The 18453-nt window shown below is 70.2% G+C and carries 16 protein-coding genes and 1 pseudogene; 8 read left to right on the forward strand and 9 right to left on the reverse strand.

The window, feature by feature from the left end; genetic code table 11:
* Window positions 1-43 precede the first annotated feature (43 nt).
* Window positions 44-922: a 16S rRNA (cytidine(1402)-2'-O)-methyltransferase gene (rsmI, locus tag J4E96_RS16680; protein ID WP_227423176.1), complete on the reverse strand. Its 879-nt coding sequence runs from the start codon at window positions 920-922 to the stop codon at window positions 44-46.
* Window positions 923-1054: 132 nt separating this feature from the next.
* Between rsmI and J4E96_RS16685 the strand changes: the two genes are divergently transcribed.
* Window positions 1055-2878 carry a dolichyl-phosphate-mannose--protein mannosyltransferase gene (locus J4E96_RS16685; RefSeq protein WP_227425808.1) on the forward strand — a complete coding sequence of 608 codons (1824 nt, stop codon included), beginning with the start codon at window positions 1055-1057 and terminating at the stop codon, window positions 2876-2878.
* Window positions 2879-2900: 22 nt separating this feature from the next.
* On the opposite strand, the gene J4E96_RS16690 is transcribed toward J4E96_RS16685, so the two are convergent.
* From J4E96_RS16690 to J4E96_RS16700, 3 genes are all read right to left on the reverse strand, one after another.
* Complete coding sequence (locus tag J4E96_RS16690; protein WP_227423177.1) at window positions 2901-4370, reverse strand: family 20 glycosylhydrolase; 1470 nt, start codon at window positions 4368-4370, stop codon at window positions 2901-2903.
* A gap of 110 nt (window positions 4371-4480) precedes the next feature.
* A complete protein-coding gene (locus J4E96_RS16695; protein ID WP_227423178.1) occupies window positions 4481-4975 on the reverse strand; it encodes a MarR family winged helix-turn-helix transcriptional regulator in 495 nt (164 codons plus the stop codon).
* A 106-nt stretch (window positions 4976-5081) separates the two neighbouring features.
* Window positions 5082-6257, reverse strand: coding sequence for a ScyD/ScyE family protein (locus J4E96_RS16700; protein WP_227423179.1), 1176 nt, complete (start codon window positions 6255-6257; stop codon window positions 5082-5084).
* Between the two features lie 204 nt (window positions 6258-6461).
* On the opposite strand from J4E96_RS16700, the gene J4E96_RS16705 reads away from it, so the two are divergent.
* Window positions 6462-7769, forward strand: coding sequence for an alpha-amylase family glycosyl hydrolase (locus tag J4E96_RS16705; protein ID WP_227423180.1), 1308 nt, complete (start codon window positions 6462-6464; stop codon window positions 7767-7769).
* Window positions 7770-7868: 99 nt separating this feature from the next.
* Window positions 7869-9212 (forward strand): GntP family permease, encoded by a 1344-nt coding sequence (locus tag J4E96_RS16710; RefSeq protein ID WP_227423181.1) that lies wholly within the window; start codon window positions 7869-7871, stop codon window positions 9210-9212.
* 322 nt (window positions 9213-9534) lie between these two features.
* Here the strand turns inward: J4E96_RS16710 and J4E96_RS16715 are convergent, their stop codons facing one another.
* Complete coding sequence (locus tag J4E96_RS16715) at window positions 9535-9771, reverse strand: hypothetical protein (protein ID WP_227423182.1); 237 nt, start codon at window positions 9769-9771, stop codon at window positions 9535-9537.
* An 11-nt stretch (window positions 9772-9782) separates the two neighbouring features.
* Complete coding sequence (locus J4E96_RS16720) at window positions 9783-10235, reverse strand: hypothetical protein (protein WP_227423183.1); 453 nt, start codon at window positions 10233-10235, stop codon at window positions 9783-9785.
* Window positions 10236-10345: 110 nt separating this feature from the next.
* Here J4E96_RS16720 and J4E96_RS16725 point away from each other — a divergent pair, with 110 nt between their 5' ends.
* The 3 genes from J4E96_RS16725 to J4E96_RS20455 all read left to right on the forward strand — a co-directional run bounded on the left by J4E96_RS16725 (window position 10346) and on the right by J4E96_RS20455 (window position 11444).
* A complete protein-coding gene (locus tag J4E96_RS16725; RefSeq protein WP_227423184.1) occupies window positions 10346-10774 on the forward strand; it encodes a pirin family protein in 429 nt (142 codons plus the stop codon).
* Window positions 10775-10807: 33 nt separating this feature from the next.
* Complete coding sequence (locus tag J4E96_RS16730; RefSeq protein WP_227423185.1) at window positions 10808-11206, forward strand: pirin-like C-terminal cupin domain-containing protein; 399 nt, start codon at window positions 10808-10810, stop codon at window positions 11204-11206.
* Between the two features lie 97 nt (window positions 11207-11303).
* Entirely contained in the window at window positions 11304-11444 is a 141-nt protein-coding gene (locus J4E96_RS20455) for a lasso RiPP family leader peptide-containing protein (protein WP_227423186.1), read from the forward strand.
* Between the two features lie 386 nt (window positions 11445-11830).
* Here the strand turns inward: J4E96_RS20455 and J4E96_RS16740 are convergent, their stop codons facing one another.
* A complete protein-coding gene (locus J4E96_RS16740) occupies window positions 11831-13459 on the reverse strand; it encodes a methyl-accepting chemotaxis protein (RefSeq protein ID WP_227423187.1) in 1629 nt (542 codons plus the stop codon).
* 859 nt (window positions 13460-14318) lie between these two features.
* On the opposite strand from J4E96_RS16740, the gene J4E96_RS16745 reads away from it, so the two are divergent.
* A complete protein-coding gene (locus tag J4E96_RS16745) occupies window positions 14319-14954 on the forward strand; it encodes a LysE family translocator (RefSeq protein WP_227423188.1) in 636 nt (211 codons plus the stop codon).
* 17 nt (window positions 14955-14971) lie between these two features.
* Complete coding sequence (locus J4E96_RS20515; protein WP_454824031.1) at window positions 14972-16096, forward strand: transposase; 1125 nt, start codon at window positions 14972-14974, stop codon at window positions 16094-16096.
* Between the two features lie 42 nt (window positions 16097-16138).
* On the opposite strand, the pseudogene J4E96_RS20460 reads toward J4E96_RS20515, so the two are convergent.
* A pseudogene (locus tag J4E96_RS20460) lies at window positions 16139-16603 on the reverse strand (hypothetical protein); the annotation flags it as partial.
* Window positions 16604-17435: 832 nt separating this feature from the next.
* On the reverse strand, window positions 17436-18191 hold the full coding sequence (locus J4E96_RS16765; RefSeq protein ID WP_227423189.1) for a GntR family transcriptional regulator: 756 nt from the start codon (window positions 18189-18191) through the stop codon (window positions 17436-17438).
* Window positions 18192-18453: the final 262 nt, after the last annotated feature.

Here is an 18453-nt window from a genome sequence, read left to right on the forward strand (position 1 = left end):
CCGGCCTCTCGGCGGCGCGTGCGGCGGCTGTGGCCGCGGCGCCTCAGCGCAGCGGGAGCTCCGGCTGGGCCGGCGCGCGGCGCGACCCGGACCTGCGCTCGAGCGCCGCGGCATAGAGCTCCCGCTTGCTCACCCCGGCCGCCTCGGCGACCTCCGCGACGACCGACTTGAGGTGCTCGCCGCCGTCGGTGCGGGTGAGGACCTCGCCGACGACGTCGGCCACCGACGCCGTCCGGGCGGGAGCGCCCGCGACGACGATCGCGATCTCGCCGAGCATCTCGCCGGCCGCGGACCAGGCGGCGAGCTCACCGAGCGGCAGGCGCACGACCTCCTCGTACGTCTTGGTCAGCTCGCGGCACACGGCGGCCGGGCGGGCGGCGCCGAATGCCGCGGCCATCACCGCGAGCGTCGCCGCGAGCCGGCGCGGGGACTCGAAGAAGATGAGCGTGCGGCGCTCGTCCGCGAGCTCGGCGAACGCGCGTGCCTGCTCGCCGGGCTTGCGCGGCGGGAAGCCCTCGAAGCAAAACCGGTCCGTCGGCAGGCCCGAGAGCGCAAGTGCGGTCAGCACGGCGCTCGGTCCGGGCGCCGCGGTCACCGGCAGGCCCGCCTCGACGGCCGCCGCGACGAGCCGGAAGCCCGGGTCCGAGACCGAGGGCATCCCGGCGTCCGTGACGACGAGCACCGTGCCGCCGCCGCGCACGACGTCGAGCAACTCGTCCGCGCGCTCCGCCTCGTTGTGCTCGTGGCAGCTCACGATCCGGCCGCCGACGGCGACGCCCATCCGGGCCGCGAGCGCGCGCAGGCGCCGGGTGTCCTCCGCGGCGACGACGTCCGCCTCCGCAAGCAGCCGGCGCAGGCGAAGCGAGGCGTCCTCGACGTCGCCGATCGGTGTCGCGGCGAGCACGAGGCGCCCAGTAGTCATTCCGGAAGCCTGCCACGCCCCGCTCCCCGCCCCGCGCCCCGGCCCGGTTTTCAGGGGGATGGGTGCGCCCCACGCGCCGATTCCCCTGAAAACCGGCTCGCGGGGCGGGCGACCTACGATGGCGGCGTGACGATGAGCGCGGGGGGGCCGCAGGGCTGGCGAGCGCCCGGCGGTGGCCGGCACCGCGCGGAACTCGGCGCGGACGCACCCGAGCCGGGCCCGCTCGATCCGGCCGCGCCTGAGCCGGCCCCGCTCGATCCGCAGGTTCTGCTCGATACCGCCGACGCGCCGTCGGCCGCCGCGCCGCCACCCGAGGCCGAGCCCGCTCCTGCGTCCGAGCCCGCTCTTGAGCCCGAACCCGCTCCGGAACCCGCTCCCGCTCCCGAACCCACCGAGGCGCGGCTGCTGCGACGCCTGCTCGGCGACGCGGCGCTCCTGCTCGGCTCGACCCGCCGCGACCGGATCTGGGGCTGGATCGGCCCGCTGCTGGTCACCGCGCTCGCCGCACTGGCGCGGTTCCCTGGCCTCGGCCGCCCCCACACGCTGATCTTCGACGAGACCTACTACGTCAAGCAGGCGTACACGCTGCTCAAGGTCGGCTACGAGGCCCGCTGGCCCGACGACGCGAACGCCGCCTTCGAGGCCGGCAACCTCGACACCTTCCTGGCCCGGGCCGACTACGCGGTGCATCCGCCCGTCGGCAAGTGGATGATCGCGCTCGGCATGGAGCTCGCAGGCCCCGCCAGCTCAGCGGGGTGGCGCCTGTCCGCCGCCGTCTGCGGCACGCTCGCCGTGCTCATGCTCGCGCGGATCGCGCGCCGACTGTTCGCCTCCACCCTGCTCGGGACGATCGCGGGCGGCCTGCTGGCGGTGGACGGCCTGGCGATCGTGCACTCGCGCACGGGGCTGCTCGACGGGTTCCTCATGTTCTTCGTCCTCGCGGGGTTCGGCGCACTCCTGCTCGACCGCGAGCAGGCGCGCCGCCGGCTCGCGCGGCTCGTCGCGGCCCGCCAGGACGCGGGCCTCGCGCTCACGGAGTGGGGCCCGCGGCTCGGGATCCGGTGGTGGCGCGTCGCCGCCGGCGTGCTGCTCGGGCTCGCGATCGGCACGAAATGGTCGGGGCTGTACTTCCTCGCCGTGTTCGGCCTGCTCACGGTCGCGTGGGACGTGAGCGCTCGGCGCGCCGCCGGCGTGCGGCTCTGGCTCGCCGCCGGCCTGCTGCGCGACGGCGTCCCGGCCGCGCTCACCCTGGTGCCGCTCGCCGCGGCGACCTACCTCGTGAGCTGGATCGGCTGGCTCCGCACGCCCGCCGCGTACCTGCGCACGTGGGCGGCCACGAACCCGGGCGAGGGGATCAGCTGGCTGCCCGAGTCGCTGCGCTCGTTGGCGCACTACCACGCCGAGATGTGGGAGTTCCACACCCACCTCACCGCGGAGCACGCCTACGCGGCGCACCCGCTCGGGTGGCTGATCCAGTGGCGGCCGACGTCCTTCTTCTACGAGGCCCCCGTGCCCGCGCAGGCGCTGTGCGGCGCCGACCGCTGCTCGCAGGCGATCACCTCGCTCGGCAACCCGATCCTGTGGTGGGCGGCGACGGCGGCGCTGGTCGCCGTCGTCTGGTGGTTCGTGCGCACGCGCGACTGGCGCGCGGCCGCGGCGCTCTCGGGCATCCTCGCGGGCTGGGTGCCCTGGCTCGCGTACTCCCACCGCACGATCTTCACGTTCTACTCGATCGCGTTCGCGCCCTGGATGGTCCTCGTCCTGACGTACGCGCTCGGCCGCGTGCTGGGCACACCGGCCGACGACCCCGTCCGACGACGGCGCGGCGCCCTGTGGGTGGGGGGCTTCCTCGGGCTCGTGGTCCTCGTCAGCGCGTTCTTCTACCCGATCTGGACCGCGCAGGTCGTCCCGTACACCTTCTGGCACCTGCACATGTGGCTCGCGTCCTGGGTCTGAGCCGGCCTAGGCAAGAGGCGGCCTACGGCCAGTCGACCTGCGGGCTGCGGTAGAACGCGAGCCCCTCGTCCTGCCAGTGCGGGGCCTGCCCCGCGACGCGCACCCGGAAGCCCGCCCAGCACCGCCGCTCGGGCAGCGACCACGCGACCTCGGCGACGGCGGCGAGCCGCGGCAGCAGCAGGTAGTAGAGCTCGTCCCGCGTCGAGATGGTCTCGGTCCACACGGCCGCCTCGACGCCAAGGATCGCCTCCGGCGGCAGCCCCGGGACGAGCTCGGCGGGCTCCCAGTCGTAGGCGTCGCGCAGCTCGGTGAACCCGGCCCAGTCGAGCCCGACGGGCGACGACGCGTCGTACTTCATGTCGAGGTACACCCGCGCACCGGGCGACAGCAGCACCCGCGCCCCCGCCGCCGCGGCGGCCACGATCGGCTCGGGAGGCTCGCGCTGGTCCCAGTACTGCACCACCGAGCCGGGCCCGAGCGGCACGGCGGCGATCTCCTGCCAGCCGACGACGCGCTTGCCCGCGGCGCGCAGGATGTCGTGCGCCGTGCGCACGAACCAGGCGTACTCGTCCGGCGGCATGGTCGCGATCTCGTCGCCGCCGAGGTGCACGTAGTCGCCCGGGGTCATCGCGGCCAGGTCGCCGAACACGTCCGCCAGGAACGCCGCCGTCGCGGGCAGGTCCCGGTGCAGGTGGCTGAAGCCGACCTCGGTCCCGGCGTACACCTCGACGGGCGTCCCCGACCCGGTGAGCTCGCCGTAGGCGTGCTGGGCAGCGAACACGTGCCCGGGCATGTCGATCTCCGGGACGATCGTGATCTCGCGAGCGGCGGCGAACGCGATCAGCTCCGCGTAGTCGAGCGCGGTGTAGAAGCCGCCCGGGCCGCCCCCGACCTCGGACTGCGCCGAGCGCTCCGTGAGCCGCGGCCGGGACGGCAGCGCGATCCGCCAGCCCTGGTCGTCTGTGAGGTGCAGGTGCAGCACGTTGAACTTGTACTCGCTCATGAGCGTGAGCACGGCTTTGACCTGCTCGACGCTCACGAAGTGGCGCACGACGTCGAGACTCAGTCCCCGCCACGGGTACCGGGGGGCGTCGGCCACGTGCACGGCCGCCACCTCGAGCACCCCGTCCGGCCCGGCGACCACGAGCTGGCGCAGCGTCGCGAGCGCCCGCACGAGCCCGGCCAGCCGGGGCGCGGCAAGCTCGATCCGGTCCGCGCTCGCGTCGATCTCGTACCGCTCCGCGGCGTCGGCGTCGGCGGGCCCCGCGTCCGGGTCGAGGCTGAGCCGGATGGTCTGGCCGTCCCCGCCCGGGCCCATGAGCAGGTCGAGCGGGAAGCCGACCCGGCGGCCGAGGTCGTCGGCGGCGAGCACCCCGAGCGAGATCTCCGCGGGGCCGTCCCCCGTGACCAGGCGCACGCCCGGCACCACCCGGAAGGGGGCCCCGGCGCCGGCCACGACCTCCCGGGGGATCGGCACGAGCGAGCTCAGCACGGGGTGCCTTCTTCCCTCGCCGCGCGGTCGGCACGGTCGACCGCCGCGCGCGTTGGCTGCACGCTACTCCGCGCGTCCTCCGCCGTGCCGGTCAACCGGCAGGTTGGCGGTCACCCGGTTGAGTGCTGCTCGCTCGGCAGGGGCTGGTCGACGACCTCGAGGCCGGCCGTGATCGCGAGGGCGATGACCCGGAGCTGCTCGACCTGCTCCGGCGTCAGCGGGTCGAAGACACCCGCCCGGACGGACTCGACGTGATGGGGCGCCGCAGCGACCAGCACCTGCCAGCCGCTGTCGGTCAGCACCGCGACGTTCCCGCGGCCGTCGGTCGCGTGCCGCTCGCGGCGCACCCAGCCGGACTCCTCGAGCCGGGCGACCGCGTGCGAGGTGCGCGACGCCGACGCGTGCAGCACCCCGGCAAGTTCGCTCATGCGCAGCGAGCGACCCTCGGACTCCGAGAGCATCGCGAGGATCAGGTAGTACGCGTGCGGGATGCCTGCGGTCCGCTGGAGCTGGCGGTCGAGCACGGCCTGCAGGTTCCCGGTCATCGTGATGAGCGCGCGCCAGGCCGCCTGCTGCTCGGGCGTCAACCACCGGGTCTCGGTCACCCGATCATCGTAGGTGCCGCCGGGGCCGGCGCACGGTCACCGTCGCGACGCCACGGCGCCGGCGCCGAGGCACCGGCGCCGGGGCGCCGTCGATCTGCCCGCCGGGTCAGTGCCCGCCGAGCGTGACGATCGAGCCAGGGCCCGTCAGGACGTTCGTCGAGACGTACAGGCGCCCGCGCGCCCACTCGAGCCCGGCGGGTTCGGTCAGGCTCGCGAACGGGGTCACCGTGCCGTACCGCGAGACGGCCGACACCTGCCCGCCGAACAGCTCGGCCACGTACATCGTGCCGTTCGGCGCGATGGCCAGCCCGGTCGCGCCGGCGAACCCGGTCGCGACCAGCTGGACTGCCCCGGTCTGGGGGTTGACGCGGTACAGGGACCCGTTGGCGCCGAGGCTGCCGTCCTCGGGCCCGCCGGGCAGCGACGTGACGTAGAGCTTGCCGTCTGGGCCGATCTCGACGTCGGTCGGCACCGGCTCGAGGATGAAGTCCGCGCCGACGACGCACGCGTCGATCCCGAGCGCGGCCGCGGCCTCCGCGGTGACCTGGACGGTCTTGCCCGGCAGCACGGCGACCGTGCTCACCCGGCCGCGGTAGTCGATCTTGAGCAGGGCATTGCTGCCGGCGTCGGCGACGTAGGTGCCGTACCTGCCGATCGCCGCCCCGTACGGGTGCGAGTCGATCAAGCCGGTGTAGGACTGCAGGAAGGGCGGGACGAGCGCGGCGCACTCCGGGGCCAGCCCCTGGAACCCGTAGGTGGACCCGGCGTCCGGGTTGTTCGCGAGCTCGTAGGCGAGCAGGTCCGCGCGATCGCTCACGACGCCCCGCTTCGTCCGATGCTTGACGACGGCCGAGAGCACGCCCTCCTCGCCGAACACGGACTCGGCCCAGGTGAGCCCGCCGTGGTCGACCGCGACGGCGGCGATGTCGGTACCGGGCGAGGACACCAGGTCGATCGGGTCCTTGCCCTTGGCGAGCACCGTCAGCGCGCCGGAGAACGCCTGACCGACGTAGAGCGTGCTCCGCCCGCCGACGGCGAAGCTGAGCGGCCCGGCGAGCCCTTCGGCGACCGTCACGGGATCCTTCGGACCCGGAGCCGGCGAGTGGTGGTTCCCGCCGCGCTTGGCGGCTGCGGCGTCGTCGGCGCCTAGGGCGCGGAAGACGTTGTGCCGGGCGAGCGGATCCGGCGGCTGGGCCGCGGCAGCCGCGGGGATGGTGCCGAGGGCGAGCAGGCCTGCGGTCGCCAGCGAGGCGACTGCGGCGGTGGTGGTGGAACGCCTCATCGTTCTCCTCCTTGAGAACTAGGGTGTCGGGGTTTGTGCTGGTTCGTCCAACTATGCCCGTGCTGTGCGCGGCCTGTCGACAACCTGTGCCCGGCGGTCCAGCACCCCGGCCGCCCCCGGGGTCCGGCGGGGCGCGGCGGGCACCGTGAGACGATCGAAGCCCGCGCGGTACCGTCCGGGATCACACCGGCACGAGGAGTCGCCATGTCGGCATGGGCCGACCACGCCATCTGGTGGCACGTCTATCCGCTCGGATTCACGGCCGCACCAGCGGCGGCGGCGCCCGGGACCCCGCTCGAGCACCGCCTCGGGCACCTGACCGCGTGGCTGGACTACGTCGTCGAACTCGGGGGCAACGGCCTGATGCTCGGCCCCGTGTTCGAGTCGCAGACGCACGGGTACGACACGACGGACCACCTGCGCATCGACCCCCGGCTCGGCGACGACGGCGACTGGGACGAGCTCGTGCGCCAGGCGCGCGGCCGCGGCCTGCGGATCGTGCTCGACGGCGTCTTCAACCACGTCGGACGCGGTCACCCGCGCTTCGCGGCGGCGCTCGCGGACGGCCCCGACTCCCCCGCGGGCCGCTGGTTCCGCTGGCAGCCTGACGAGTCCGGCACCCTCGTGCCCGCCGACTTCGAGGGCCACGGCGCGCTGGTCGCGCTCAACCACGAGAACCCCGAGGTGGCGCGTTACGTCGCCGAGGTCATGACGCACTGGCTCGACCGCGGCGCCGACGGCTGGCGCCTGGACGCGACGTACACCGTGCCGCCGGCATTCTGGCGCGCTGTGCTCCCCGCCGTGCGGGCCGCGCACCCCGACGCCTGGATCGTCGGCGAGATGATCCACGGCGACTACGCCAGCTATGTCGCCGAGTCCGGAATCGACTCCGTCACGCAGTACGAGCTCTGGAAGGCGCTGTGGAGCTCAGTGCTCGACGTCAACTTCTTCGAGCTCTCCTGGGCGCTCAAGCGGCACGACGAGTTCGCCCACGAGTTCCTGCCGCTGACCTTCGCGGGCAACCACGACGTCACCCGCATCGCAAGCCGCATCACCGACTCCCGCCACCTCATGCACGTGCTCGCGATCCTGTTCTTCGTCGCGGGCACGCCCGCCATCTACGCGGGCGACGAGCAGGGCTTCCGCGGCGTCAAAGAGGAGCGCGCCGGCGGCGACGACGAGATCCGGCCCGCGTTCCCCGCGACGCCGGCGGGCCTCGCGCCACAGGGGTGGCCGCTGTACCGCCAGCACCAGGGCCTCATCGGCCTGCGGCGCGACCATCCATGGCTGACGCACGCCCAGGTCACGACGCTGCACGTGTCGAACGAGCACCTCGTGCTCGCCGCGGCCGGGTCCGGCGACGACGAGCGCCTCGTCCTCGCGCTCAACCTCGCCGACGAGCCGTTCGCGCCGCCGGTCCCCGTCGGGGATCCCCTCTTCGCCTCGGGCGACGACCCCACCCCGCGCCCCGGCCCGGTCCCGCCGCACGCCTGGGCGTTCTACCGGCCCTGACGGGCACTGTTCCGACGGATCGGTTGTGGTCCGGATCGGTGCGTCTAACGCGCATCCTGACCACGACCGCTGTGCCCTGTGAGAGGAAACCACCGCGCGATGGACACCATCGACGTGCACTGGATCGGGGCGTTGCTCGGCCTGTCGCTGGCGATCGCGCTCATCCTGCGCAAGGTCAGCCCGGTCTACTCCCTCTTCGTGGGGGCCATCGTTGGTGCCTTGGTCGGCGGCGCGAGCCCCGCCGAGACGATCACCGTGCTGGTCTCGGGGACGCAGAGCGTCATGGGCACCGTGCTCCGGGTGCTTGCCGCCGGCGTGCTGGCGGGCGCAATGATGGAGACCGGGGCGGCGGAGACCATCGCGCGGGCGATCGTGGACCGTCTCGGCGCCAGCAAGGCGATCCTCGCGCTGGCCCTTGCCACGATGATCATCACCGCGGTCGGCGTGTTCATCCCCGTCGCCGTGCTGATCGTGGCGCCGATCGCGTGGGACGTCGGCCGCGACGCCGGCATCTCCAAGCCGGCCCTGCTGTTGGCGATGTCCGGCGGAGGCAAGGCGGGCAACATCATCTCCCCCAACCCGAACGCGATCGCGGCGGCGCAAGGATTCGACCTCGAGCTCAGCCAGGTCATGCTCGCCGGCGTCGTTCCCGCGCTGTTCGGCCTGCTCGCGACGGTCCTCATCGCGTCCGCGATCAAGCGTAAGGGGGCTGCGATGGAGCCGCTCGTCGACCCGATCGACGCCGGTACCGGCGGAGGGACCGGGGGTTCTGGTGCCGCGACGGCGACCTTGGCGCCGACGGCGGTCCGGCCGACCCTGCGCAGATCCCTCGTCGGTCCGGCCCTCGCTGTGGTCCTGCTCGTGCTGAACCCGATCGGCCAGATCTCGGGCATCGACTTCCTGCTGAACCTCCAGCTCGACGCTCTCTACATCCTGCCGCTCGCCGGCCTGGTCGGCCTGGCGGCCATGGGCCAGTTCCACCACGCGGTCAGCTACACCACCGCGGGCCTGAACCGAATGACGTCCACCGCCCTGATCCTCCTGGGCGCCGGCAGCATCGCGGGCCTCATCTCGGCCTCGGACCTGTCGAGCCAGGTCGTCTCCCTGATCGACGCGAGCGCGGTCTCGGGAACCTTGCTGGCCCCCATCTCCGGCATTCTCATGGGCGCGGCCGTCGCGTCCACCTCGACCGGGGTCATCCTCGCCACCAGCTCGTTCAGCGCCCCGATCCTCGAGATGGGCACGGCTCCCCTCGCCGCCGCGGTCATGGTCCACGCGGGCGCGACCGTGATCGACTCCCTGCCGCACGGCAACTACTTCCACGTCACGGCCGACGCGATGAAGATGACCATCAGGCAGCGCCTGGCGCTCGTGCCCTACGAAGCGCTCGTCGGCGGGACCATGGCGTTGGTCGCGACCGTCCTGTACGGCTTCCTGCTCTAGGCAGGCGCGGGGCGAGTTGTGGTCTGGATGTGCGAGGCAGACGCACTGATCCGGACCACAACTCGGGGATCTCCGTGCGGGCCTTGGGGCGACCCCCGCACGCGGCAAGAGAAAAGGCCCCCGGCCGCGTCTCCGCGGGCCAGGGGCCCTTGCTTGCTGGTGGAGCTGAGGGGATTCGAACCCCTGACCTCTTCATTGCGAAAGTAGCGTGTGGAGCGTTTCCGCTGGTCAAGTGGGGTCGCTAGGTGTCTCCGGGACCATGCCATGCGTCCTCGGGGTGATTTTGGGGTGAGCGGATTGCGGCTCATCCGACTGATGCGAGTCAGGAAGCGGCGAGCTCGAGTCGACCGTGCTTGCGCGCCTCGTCCGCCTCGATGGCTCGGAAGTACACCGCGGTGTCGGTGATCTCCTCAACCAGAGCCCACGTGTAACCACCGGGGCGGCCGGCGATCGCGATGCCGCCGACCTGAAGACGGCTCGGGTCGGCCGGCAGGTGCCCGATGTAGCGGTCCTCGTCGTCGACCAGCATGAGGTCGGCGTCGATGTCGATCTGGATCATGGCCCGCCTCCTCAGCTCGGTCGTGCGGTGAAGTATTTGTTCTGCATTCCAGTGTAGGTCGCGGCGATGAAGCGGTCGATGAGATCCTCTGCGCTGGGCGCCGTGATCTGAACACTGCCGAAGCTGTGGCCGTACACGGCACCTGCACTCGCGTCGTAGTGCGGCGCTACTCCGTTCGGGACGATGGCGAGCCCGTTGTCGCGAAGGTCGGCAGCGCGGTACAGAGCGACCCATCGGGAGAACCTGCACTTGCTGGCGAGCACCGACTCCAGCGACCGGGAGCCGACGGCACCCCACATCGACAGGCCGTAGTAGCCGAACTCGGCGAAGTTCAGGTTTGCGTCGCCGATCAGCGTCGCCCGGTCGAACGCAGAGCCGTCGGCATACCCGTCGAACAGCAGCCGGATCAGGACGGCGTCGTCCGGCAATGGCGCCTCATCGCGGATCAGACGCTGGCGGACCATGCGCCGAGCCTACGGGCGGCCCGCTGCCGAGATGGTCCCTAACGACAGCAAAGGTGCGCCTCGGAGATCCGACACTTGCGTGGTCGCAACGCTCGGCCGGGCCGCGCGCGATGTCCGTGCGGCGAACCCTCCCGCAGCGGGCCCGCTCCATGGTCGGGGCCTGGTGCTTCCTGGACAACTACGGCTCCGACGACCTCTCGGCGTCGGCGGGGATGCAGGTCCCACCGCGCCCGCAGACGGGCCTGCAGACCGTGAGCTGGCTGTTCGCGGGCGAGGTGCTGCACCACGACAGCCTCGGGTCCGTCGCGATGGTGCGCCCGGGCGAGCTCAACCTCATGTCCGCGGGCCACGGGATCTCGCACTCCGAGCAGTCCCCGAGCGACCGCTCGCCGCTCCTGCACGGCGCGCAGCTCTGCGTCGCGCTGCCCGACGGCGCCCCGGCCCTCGAGAACCACGTCGACCTTCCCGACATCGACATCGACGTCGACGGCGCGACCGTCCGGGTGTCCCTCGGTGAGCTCGCGGGCGCGCGATCGTAGGCGACGACCTTCACCGCCCTCGTCGGCGCGCAGGTGGATCTGCCGCGCGGGTCCCGCAGTGTCTTTCCGCTTGACCCGACCTTCGAGCACGCCGTACTCGTCGATCGCGGCGCGGTCCGCGTCGAAGGAACGACGGTCGCGCCGTCGTCGCTCGCCTACCTCCCGCCGGGGCGCTCCGAGCTGCTCCTCGAGGCAGGCGCCGCCGACGACCACGCGCGGATCATCCTCATCGGGGGCGTCCCGTTCGGGGAGGAGATCGTCATGTGGTGGAACTTCGTCGGGCGCAGCCCCGAGGAGGTCGTGGCCGCGCGTGAGCAGTGGCAGACGGGGCTCGCGTCGGGGAGCGCGCGATTCGTTTGGGTGGACGGTTTCGATGGGCCACCCCTGCCCGCGCCCGAACTGCCGAACCTGCGGCTACGCCCGCGGCGTTGACCTTCGCTCGCCAAGCTCCGACGCCGCGCTCTGTCCAAAGGTGTGACCTTGGCGCTACGCTCACCTGATCGTTTCTTCTCCGGCGAGGGGACTGGTCATGCGTCGACTCGAGGAATCGGCCGGGTCCGGCCACGAGTACGAGCCGCCGCGCATCGCGCGGCTCGGGTCCTTGGCCGAGTTGACCCGGGGTTTAGACGGCGGTGGAGACGACGGTCTCGGTGGCGGCGCATTTTCGTAATACCTACTGCTTTGACCACCTGCGAACGAGCATGCCTGCGCACGACGATTCGCGCACTCGCCCAACAGCTCGGGCTGACCGCGGGCGAGAGGAGCAGGAGATGACTGACTCGGGACCGGCACCCGACGGAACGACCTACCGCGTCGGAGGGGGTGGTGTGGCTTGGCGACAGACGGACGATGAGGCCGTCTTGCTCGACCTCGACGAGTCGGTGTACTGCGGGCTGAATCGCCGGGAGGTTCATTTTCGACGAGTAAACCAAAATCTCCGACTGGTCCGTACCACCTCCACCAGCGTTACTGCAGTTCAAAGCTATTCCTAGTGCCCCGAGTGGGATTCGAACCCACACTGGATCGCTTTCGCGGCGGAGTTTTGGATGGTTGCGCCTAGTAGCTGAACTTCCCGACGAGAGCACGGAGGTCCGACGTGAGCGTGTTGAGGTAGACGACCGATCGCTCGGTCTCGGTGACGGCCTCGCTGTTGGCATTCGCGGCTTGCGCCACCCCGGTGATGTTGGCGGCGATTTCGCCCGACCCGGTCGCGGCTTCGGTCACTGAGCGGGACATCTCGTTGGTCGTGGCGGTCTGCTCCTCGACTGCTGAGGCGATGGTCAGTTGGTAGTCGTTGATCGACGCGATGATCGCTGAGATCTCGCTCATCGCCAGGACGGCTCCAGCACTGTCCACCTGAATGGCCTCCACTCGGCGCGTGATTTCGTCGGTGGCTCGGGCGGTCTCGTTGGCGAGTTCTTTGACTTCGCTGGCGACAACTGCGAAGCCCTTGCCTGCCTCGCCTGCCCTAGCGGCCTCGATCGTCGCGTTGAGCGCGAGGAGGTTCGTCTGCTCGGCGATGCTCGCGATGGCCTTGACGACGTTGCCGATCTCCTGGCTGCTGGTGCCCAACTTGGCCACCGTGTCGTTCGTTGTGGCGACGACGACGGTGGCCTGGGTCGCGACGCGCGCGGCCTCGTTCGCGTTCTGGGCGATCTCCCGTATCGATGCCCCCATCTCCTCCGCTCCTGCGGCGACGGTCTGCACGTTGCGCGAGACCTGCTCGGCCGCAGCAGCGACGACTCCCGCCTGAGTGGATGTCTCTTCCGCGCTCGCCGACATCGTGGTGGCGCCCGCGGACAGCTGCTGGGACGTGGCCGCGACGCCGCTGGCATTCGCGGCGATCGTGGCGATGTCTTTGCCGAGGCCGCTCAGAGCAGCGTTCAGGTCAGTCGCCATCGCGCCAAGCTCGTCCTTGGACGCGTAATCCACCCGTGCAGTGAGCGTTCCCGCGGCGAGCGCGCCCAGAACAGCGGAGACCTTGGTGATGGGGCCAACGATTGTGCGGGAGATGTACAGGGCCAGCACGATGCAGAGGATCACACCGATGACCAGGATCACGAGGATCATCGTTCGGCTGCTGACGTACTCGGCCTCGGCGGAGACCGATGCGGACTTGCCGGCTGCGTCTTCGTCGTGCGCGACGGTCGTCACCGCGTCGTCGATCGAATCACCTATGGTCGCCGCCGAGTCGAAGTCGCGCTCGAAGGCGGCGTGGTCGCCGGCGAGGGCCTCGGGGATCATGGTGTTGTCCCGCAGGGTCCGATAGTTCGCCAGATCCGCTGCGATCGAGTCTGTCGAGTCGACATGCCCGCCAGCGTCGGCCGTGACGTATCTCGCCAGTGCGGCGTCGATCGCCTTGTCGTTGGCGGTGATGTCTTCGACGAAGCCCGCTTGCCCGGCAGCATCGGTCGAGATCGAGAGCCGGAGTAGGAGTGTTTCGCCGGCGCGGACCGACGAGTCGACGGCGTCGATGGCCGAGATCGGCACGATCCCGTTCTCGTAAAGAAGACCGGCCTTGCCTTCCATCGCGGACAGTTTGACGATTCCGAGGGCGCCCAGAACGACGGCGCCCAGCAGCGTCACCACGGTGAGGGTCAACAGCCGGGCGCGGACGCTTCGGTTCCCGAACCAGCCGACGTGGGTCGCGCCGGCCGCAGCGCGAGGATGAGCCTCTTTGGACACGTCGAATCCTCCGTCGTATAGGCAGCTCCAGGCATGACAACCGCTCATTCCCCTTCGGTCGCACGCCCGCGATTCTTAGCGATCCGGCCCTCGCCGTCCTGGACCGGCGCGCACATCAGAGGCGACGGCGCACCGCACCGGTGCCGGCATGCTGGTACTCATGCGCCAGTCCCGATGCGTGAGCGAGGTCCAGTGAGCTCCCTCGTGAGCGCGCGGGCCGGTCGCCGTGCTGCCATGCGGCGAGTACCGACCAGTTCCCAATCGCCGCCGACACCATCGGCGAGATGGACGCCACGAACACCGCGCGGCTCGACCACCCCTAACGCACCGAGCGAGAATCCCGCTTTTCACGGCCCCGACTCTCCCTCTACGCGCGACGTTCACTACGCGCGTTCACGCTGTTCGGATCAACCGGCTCGAGGTCGCAGAACTCGTCGCGAGCACTCTCAGGAGGTCCGACATGACACACGTACGCCGCGCCGTGCTTAGTTGCGTCCAGAGTGGTTTACGGGTCACCTGGTGAGTGGGTCGGCGTCGACACGGAAGCGGGCACCGGCATCCGCGAAGACCTGACCACCAGCCCCACAGGCCCGAGACCAAGCACGTGGAACACCCTGGCAGCGAGGCCCGGCACACAATCACGCCCACCCACCAAGACCAGCCTCCAGCCAGCGCGACGCCTCGCCTTCAGAACTCGTCGGTGGATCGAGGCTAAACGCCGCGAAGACCGATCTCCAGCAGGCTTGACAAACATAGAGGGGTCTCAGGGACGCAACTGCACTTCCTTGATCGCGAGTCGACCTCCCGGTAGTTTCCGGACCAAAGCAGCGGCACGCATTTCCCCGGCTAGTCTGAGCTAATGCCGGCAGAGCTTGTCCCCTTCCTCCTCGTCGTCGCCGTGCTGACGGTGACGCCCGGTCCGGACATGGCGTTGGTCCTGCGCAACGGCGTGCGCGACGGCGTGCCTGCCGCGTGGCGCACTGGCCTCGGCTGCTGCGCAGGGATCGCGGTCCATGCCACCGCCGCGGTCGTGGGCCTGTCGGCGATCCTGGCGGCGTCTGCCACGGCCTTCACCGTGGTCAAGCTCCTCGGCGCTGCCTACCTGGTGTACCTGGGCATCTCGGCGATCTGGCACGCCCGCTCGACCGGGCGCAGCAGCGTCAAGCAGGCGGCACCGGAAGAGCCGGCGCAGCAGGGGCACGGCAGCGCCTTCCGGCAGGGCCTGCTAACGAACCTGCTCAACCCGAAGATCGCACTGCTGTTCCTGACGCTCATCCCGCAGTTCGTCAGCCCCGGTGAGCCCGCCCTCGCCACCACGGCCACGCTCGCCGCGGTCTTCCTCGCGGCGGCGGTGCTGTGGTGGCGGGCCTTCTCGTTCCTCGTGGTACCGCTAGGTCGGCTGCTGTCGCGTGACAGGATGCGGCAGAACTTCGAGCGGCTCACCGGAGCAGTCCTCGTGGCTCTCGGGATAAGGGTCGCGCTCGCTGACCTCTGACCCGGTCGCTGCTGGTGATGTCGGACTGGCTGGCCAGCTTGGGGGTGACGCGGGTGGTGATGGAAGCGACGAGCGACTACTGGCGGCCTCCGTTCTACCTGCTGGAAGCGACCTTCGAGACGTGGCTCGTCAACGCCGGAGACGTCAAGCATCTGCCCGGGGCGGCGCAAGACCGACCGGCTGGACGCGGTCTGGTTGTGCAAGGTCGCCGAACGCCAGATGCTGCGACCCAGCTTCGTCCCGCCGCCGCCGATCCGGATCCTGCGGGACTTGACCCGGTACCGCGTCGATCTGGTCGAGGCCAGGTCCGCGGAGAAGGCGCGGGTGGAGAAGTTGCTCGAGGACGCATTGCCTGCGCCGTCGCGAGCGCCGACCAGATCAAGTTGTCGGTCGTGGCCGGCGACATCTTCAGGGTCTCGGGCCGGCTGATGATGGCGGCTCTGATCGCGAGGGAACGCGATCCGCAGGTGTTGGCCGATCTGGTGCGTGGGCGGCTGCGGGCCGAGACCGACCGTCTGGTCGAGGCGTTCTGCGGCAGGTTTGACGATCATCACGCGTTCTTGCTGACCACGATGCTCAACCGGGTCGACGCGCTCAGCGCCGACATCGACGCCGTCCAGCACCGCGCCGACGAAGAGCTCGCCCCTTTCGCGGCAGCGGTGGCCGCCCTCGATGAGATCCCCGGGATCGGACGCACCGCAGCGATCCTCATCGCCGAGATCGGTCTGGACATGACCCGGTTCCCGACTGCGGCGCACCTGTCGTCCTGGGCCAAGTTCGCCCCCGGCATCAAGGAATCAGCCGGCCGAAAGAAGGGCAATGGAGCATCCGGCCACGGCAACCGCTGCCTCGCCCGAATCCTCGGTGAGGCCGCAGTCACCGCCGGTCGCACCGACACGTTCCTCGGCGAGCGATACCGGCGGATCGCCCGGCGCCGCGGTCAGAAGACGGCGATCGTCGCGGTCGGACGATCCATGCTGGTCATCGCCTGGCACCTGCTCGGCGACGTCAACGCCAGGTTCCACGACTTCGGACCGAACTACTACGACTCCCGAGTCACCCTCAACCGCAAGATGCGCAACCACGTCCGCGGGATCCAAGCCCTCAGATACAAAGTCAGCCTCGAACCCGCCGCAGCCTGAACCCAGTCCCCTTTCGTCGTCAGCCCAGCACGGAACGACGTGGAAATGCAGGTGCCTCACTGACTGACCGGAATTTGGTCCACTCGCGTTGAGAATGACCACACCAGTTGAGCCGAACGCCACGGTCATAGCCCGGCTGACATTTTGCACTCGCTCCATCGTCTCAGCGGGACGTCGGCCGACGCATCGAGCACTCCGACGCAATGGCTTCGAGGAACTACGAGCGTGTGCCCCGGCGCCAACGCTGAGTCGGGTAACGGCAGGAAGGCGACAACAGGGCCTCTGCGCACCACCCAGCGAGGCTCGCCGGAATCGATCAGAGCGCAGAAGGTGCACGTCTCCATCTCGGCACGTCCTGCTCCAGTCACAATCACTGGGCAGGTGGCTGGACTTGGTTCGACTCATCCTCCTCTTCCAGGTCCCGGACGTCTCGTTCGAGTTGGAAGCGCTTGGCCGGCGCTCAGCGGCGCAGACGTGTCCATGGACATTGGTGATCTGCTCACGCATCGACCATGCGTTGGCGCTTCAGCCTGCGCACGTCGTCGGGGACCGCCCCCAGGTCGAGCGCGCCGCGCCGGCCGACGGGAGAACTAGAGGCGTGGTCGACGCGGTCCGGCGAGACCGTGGCTCGGGGCAAGGGCGTCGTGCCAGCATCATGTGCCGCTCAGTCGCGGTCCGCGTCCATCGGCACGCGTAGGCGCTGGCCTCGCCGCTACGGTGTGCGCACGCACGTTGGCTGTCGCTTTGCGACGATCTTGGCATCCGCCGACGGGGCGCTTGGCTGGCGCACCGGCGGCAGCGGGCAACAGACACAGCGGGGTCGGCACGACGTATTCCAACGTACGGTCGAGCAGGTGGGGGTGCTGCTGACCGAGTCCATCGCGGCCACTGGACTCGGCCAGAAATCGGTGATCGGAGACTGCCTGGCAGACATCGCGCTTCTGTGCGCCTAGCATCGGGCCTGCGCCTTCGGTCGCCTCCGGTCCGGAGGTCTCGCGCCCGATCGACGCTGTTGAAAGGCGCCCCAGCAGTTCGAGAGCGATTAGCGTCGCCCGTGCCGCATCTCGGGCGTTAGCGGACTTGGCCGGGGCGCCCGGCCGCTGATCGTGGACCGGGACCCGAGCCTGGTGACGTCCAACCCAGTTCAGGAACTCGCTTCGCCGAATGACAAAAGCGGCGACAGCTTTCATCCGTTGTCCTCGTTCGTCGACCACGGCCCCGCTGGCACCGGTAGATCCCTCGCCCTGACGCTCCGCCCCGGCAACCCCACCAGGGGACGTGCACGCACGCTACAACAGGCCCTCGGGAATCACCCGCGCATAGACGAGGAACGTCGTTCCTAGTGCCAGACGGCGACGCTCTTGCGCTTTGGTATCCCGCTGTTGATGGCGAAAAGTTCTGGTGAGCGCGCCCGGACGCGTTCGATGTCGTCGAAGACCGTGCGCAGGTGCGCTCGCAGTAGTGGTCCGGCCTCGGCCGCACCACCGCGCAGGAGCGCGTCTAGAACTTCGGTGTGCTGCTCGATGAACACGTGAACAGTACCGACCTCGTTCAGCCCGAGACGGCGGGCGCGGTCGAGGTGGCCCTTAGCGGCGACGACGGATGGCCAGGTGCCCTCATGCCCGGCCAAGCGCATGAGGCCCTGGTGAAAAAGCTCGTCAAGGCGAAAGAACTGTTCCAAATCCCCATCGACGACGCGTTGCTGCGCCAGGTTTTCTCTCAGTTCGCTAATCGCGTCGGCATCGGGCGCAGCGGGTACGTCACCCAGGGAGGCCAGCTCGACCGCCTCTCGGAGGAATTGGGCGTCGGCCACATGCTGCGGGTCCACCCGGGAAACGAACGTGCCGACCCTCGGGAAGATCTGCACCAGGCCCTCCTGGGACAGGAGCATGAGTGCGTCACGGATAGGTGTGCGGGAAACACCGAGCTCGGCTGCGAGTTCGTTCTCCGATAGCAACGCTCCTGGCTCGAGCACGAGCGTGATCACGCGACGACGCAGCTCGGTGAAAACCGCGTGGCCCGTCGAGCGCGCTTCTGGGGCGTCCGTCGCCCGGCGGCGCGAGCCCTTCGGATCGGCGGCCTTCGTTGCAGTCAACGCGCACTCCTCACAGGCATCTTGCGGCTAGGGCGCTGTTCACCCCGAAGGCCCATCGTCACCGCCGTCACCTCTTGCATACAACCTTAGTCGCGAAGCCGAGGTTAGTCGCAGCTCACATTGTTCCTCGTCTGGGCCTAGATCCTCCGTGAGCCCGAGCCTCGGCGATCTACGTGGCAAGCAACTGCGGCATCAGGGTTGACACGAGCTGCGCTACTGCGCTTGTATGCAAGCGTTGTACCGCACGGGTTGGCCATCGGTG

It is taken from the genome of Pengzhenrongella sicca, assembly GCF_017569225.1.
Classification (GTDB): Bacteria; Actinomycetota; Actinomycetes; order Actinomycetales; family Cellulomonadaceae; genus Pengzhenrongella; species Pengzhenrongella sicca.

Bases quoted from the DNA above. Each gene is read 5' to 3' on its own strand.
- J4E96_RS16685 (WP_227425808.1), top strand. From the start codon at position 1,055: ATGAGCGCGGGGGGGCCGCAGGGCTGGCGAGCGCCCGGCGGTGGCCGG.
- J4E96_RS16710 (WP_227423181.1), top strand. From the start codon at position 7,869: ATGGACACCATCGACGTGCACTGGATCGGGGCGTTGCTCGGCCTGTCG.
- J4E96_RS16720 (WP_227423183.1), bottom strand. From the start codon at position 10,235: ATGGTCCGCCAGCGTCTGATCCGCGATGAGGCGCCATTGCCGGACGAC.
- J4E96_RS20515 (WP_454824031.1), top strand. From the start codon at position 14,972: ATGTCGGACTGGCTGGCCAGCTTGGGGGTGACGCGGGTGGTGATGGAA.
- J4E96_RS16700 (WP_227423179.1), bottom strand. From the start codon at position 6,257: ATGAGGCGTTCCACCACCACCGCCGCAGTCGCCTCGCTGGCGACCGCA.
- J4E96_RS20455 (WP_227423186.1), top strand. From the start codon at position 11,304: ATGCGTCGACTCGAGGAATCGGCCGGGTCCGGCCACGAGTACGAGCCG.
- J4E96_RS16745 (WP_227423188.1), top strand. From the start codon at position 14,319: ATGCCGGCAGAGCTTGTCCCCTTCCTCCTCGTCGTCGCCGTGCTGACG.
- J4E96_RS16715 (WP_227423182.1), bottom strand. From the start codon at position 9,771: ATGATCCAGATCGACATCGACGCCGACCTCATGCTGGTCGACGACGAG.
- rsmI (WP_227423176.1), bottom strand. From the start codon at position 922: ATGACTACTGGGCGCCTCGTGCTCGCCGCGACACCGATCGGCGACGTC.
- J4E96_RS16705 (WP_227423180.1), top strand. From the start codon at position 6,462: ATGTCGGCATGGGCCGACCACGCCATCTGGTGGCACGTCTATCCGCTC.
- J4E96_RS16725 (WP_227423184.1), top strand. From the start codon at position 10,346: ATGTCCGTGCGGCGAACCCTCCCGCAGCGGGCCCGCTCCATGGTCGGG.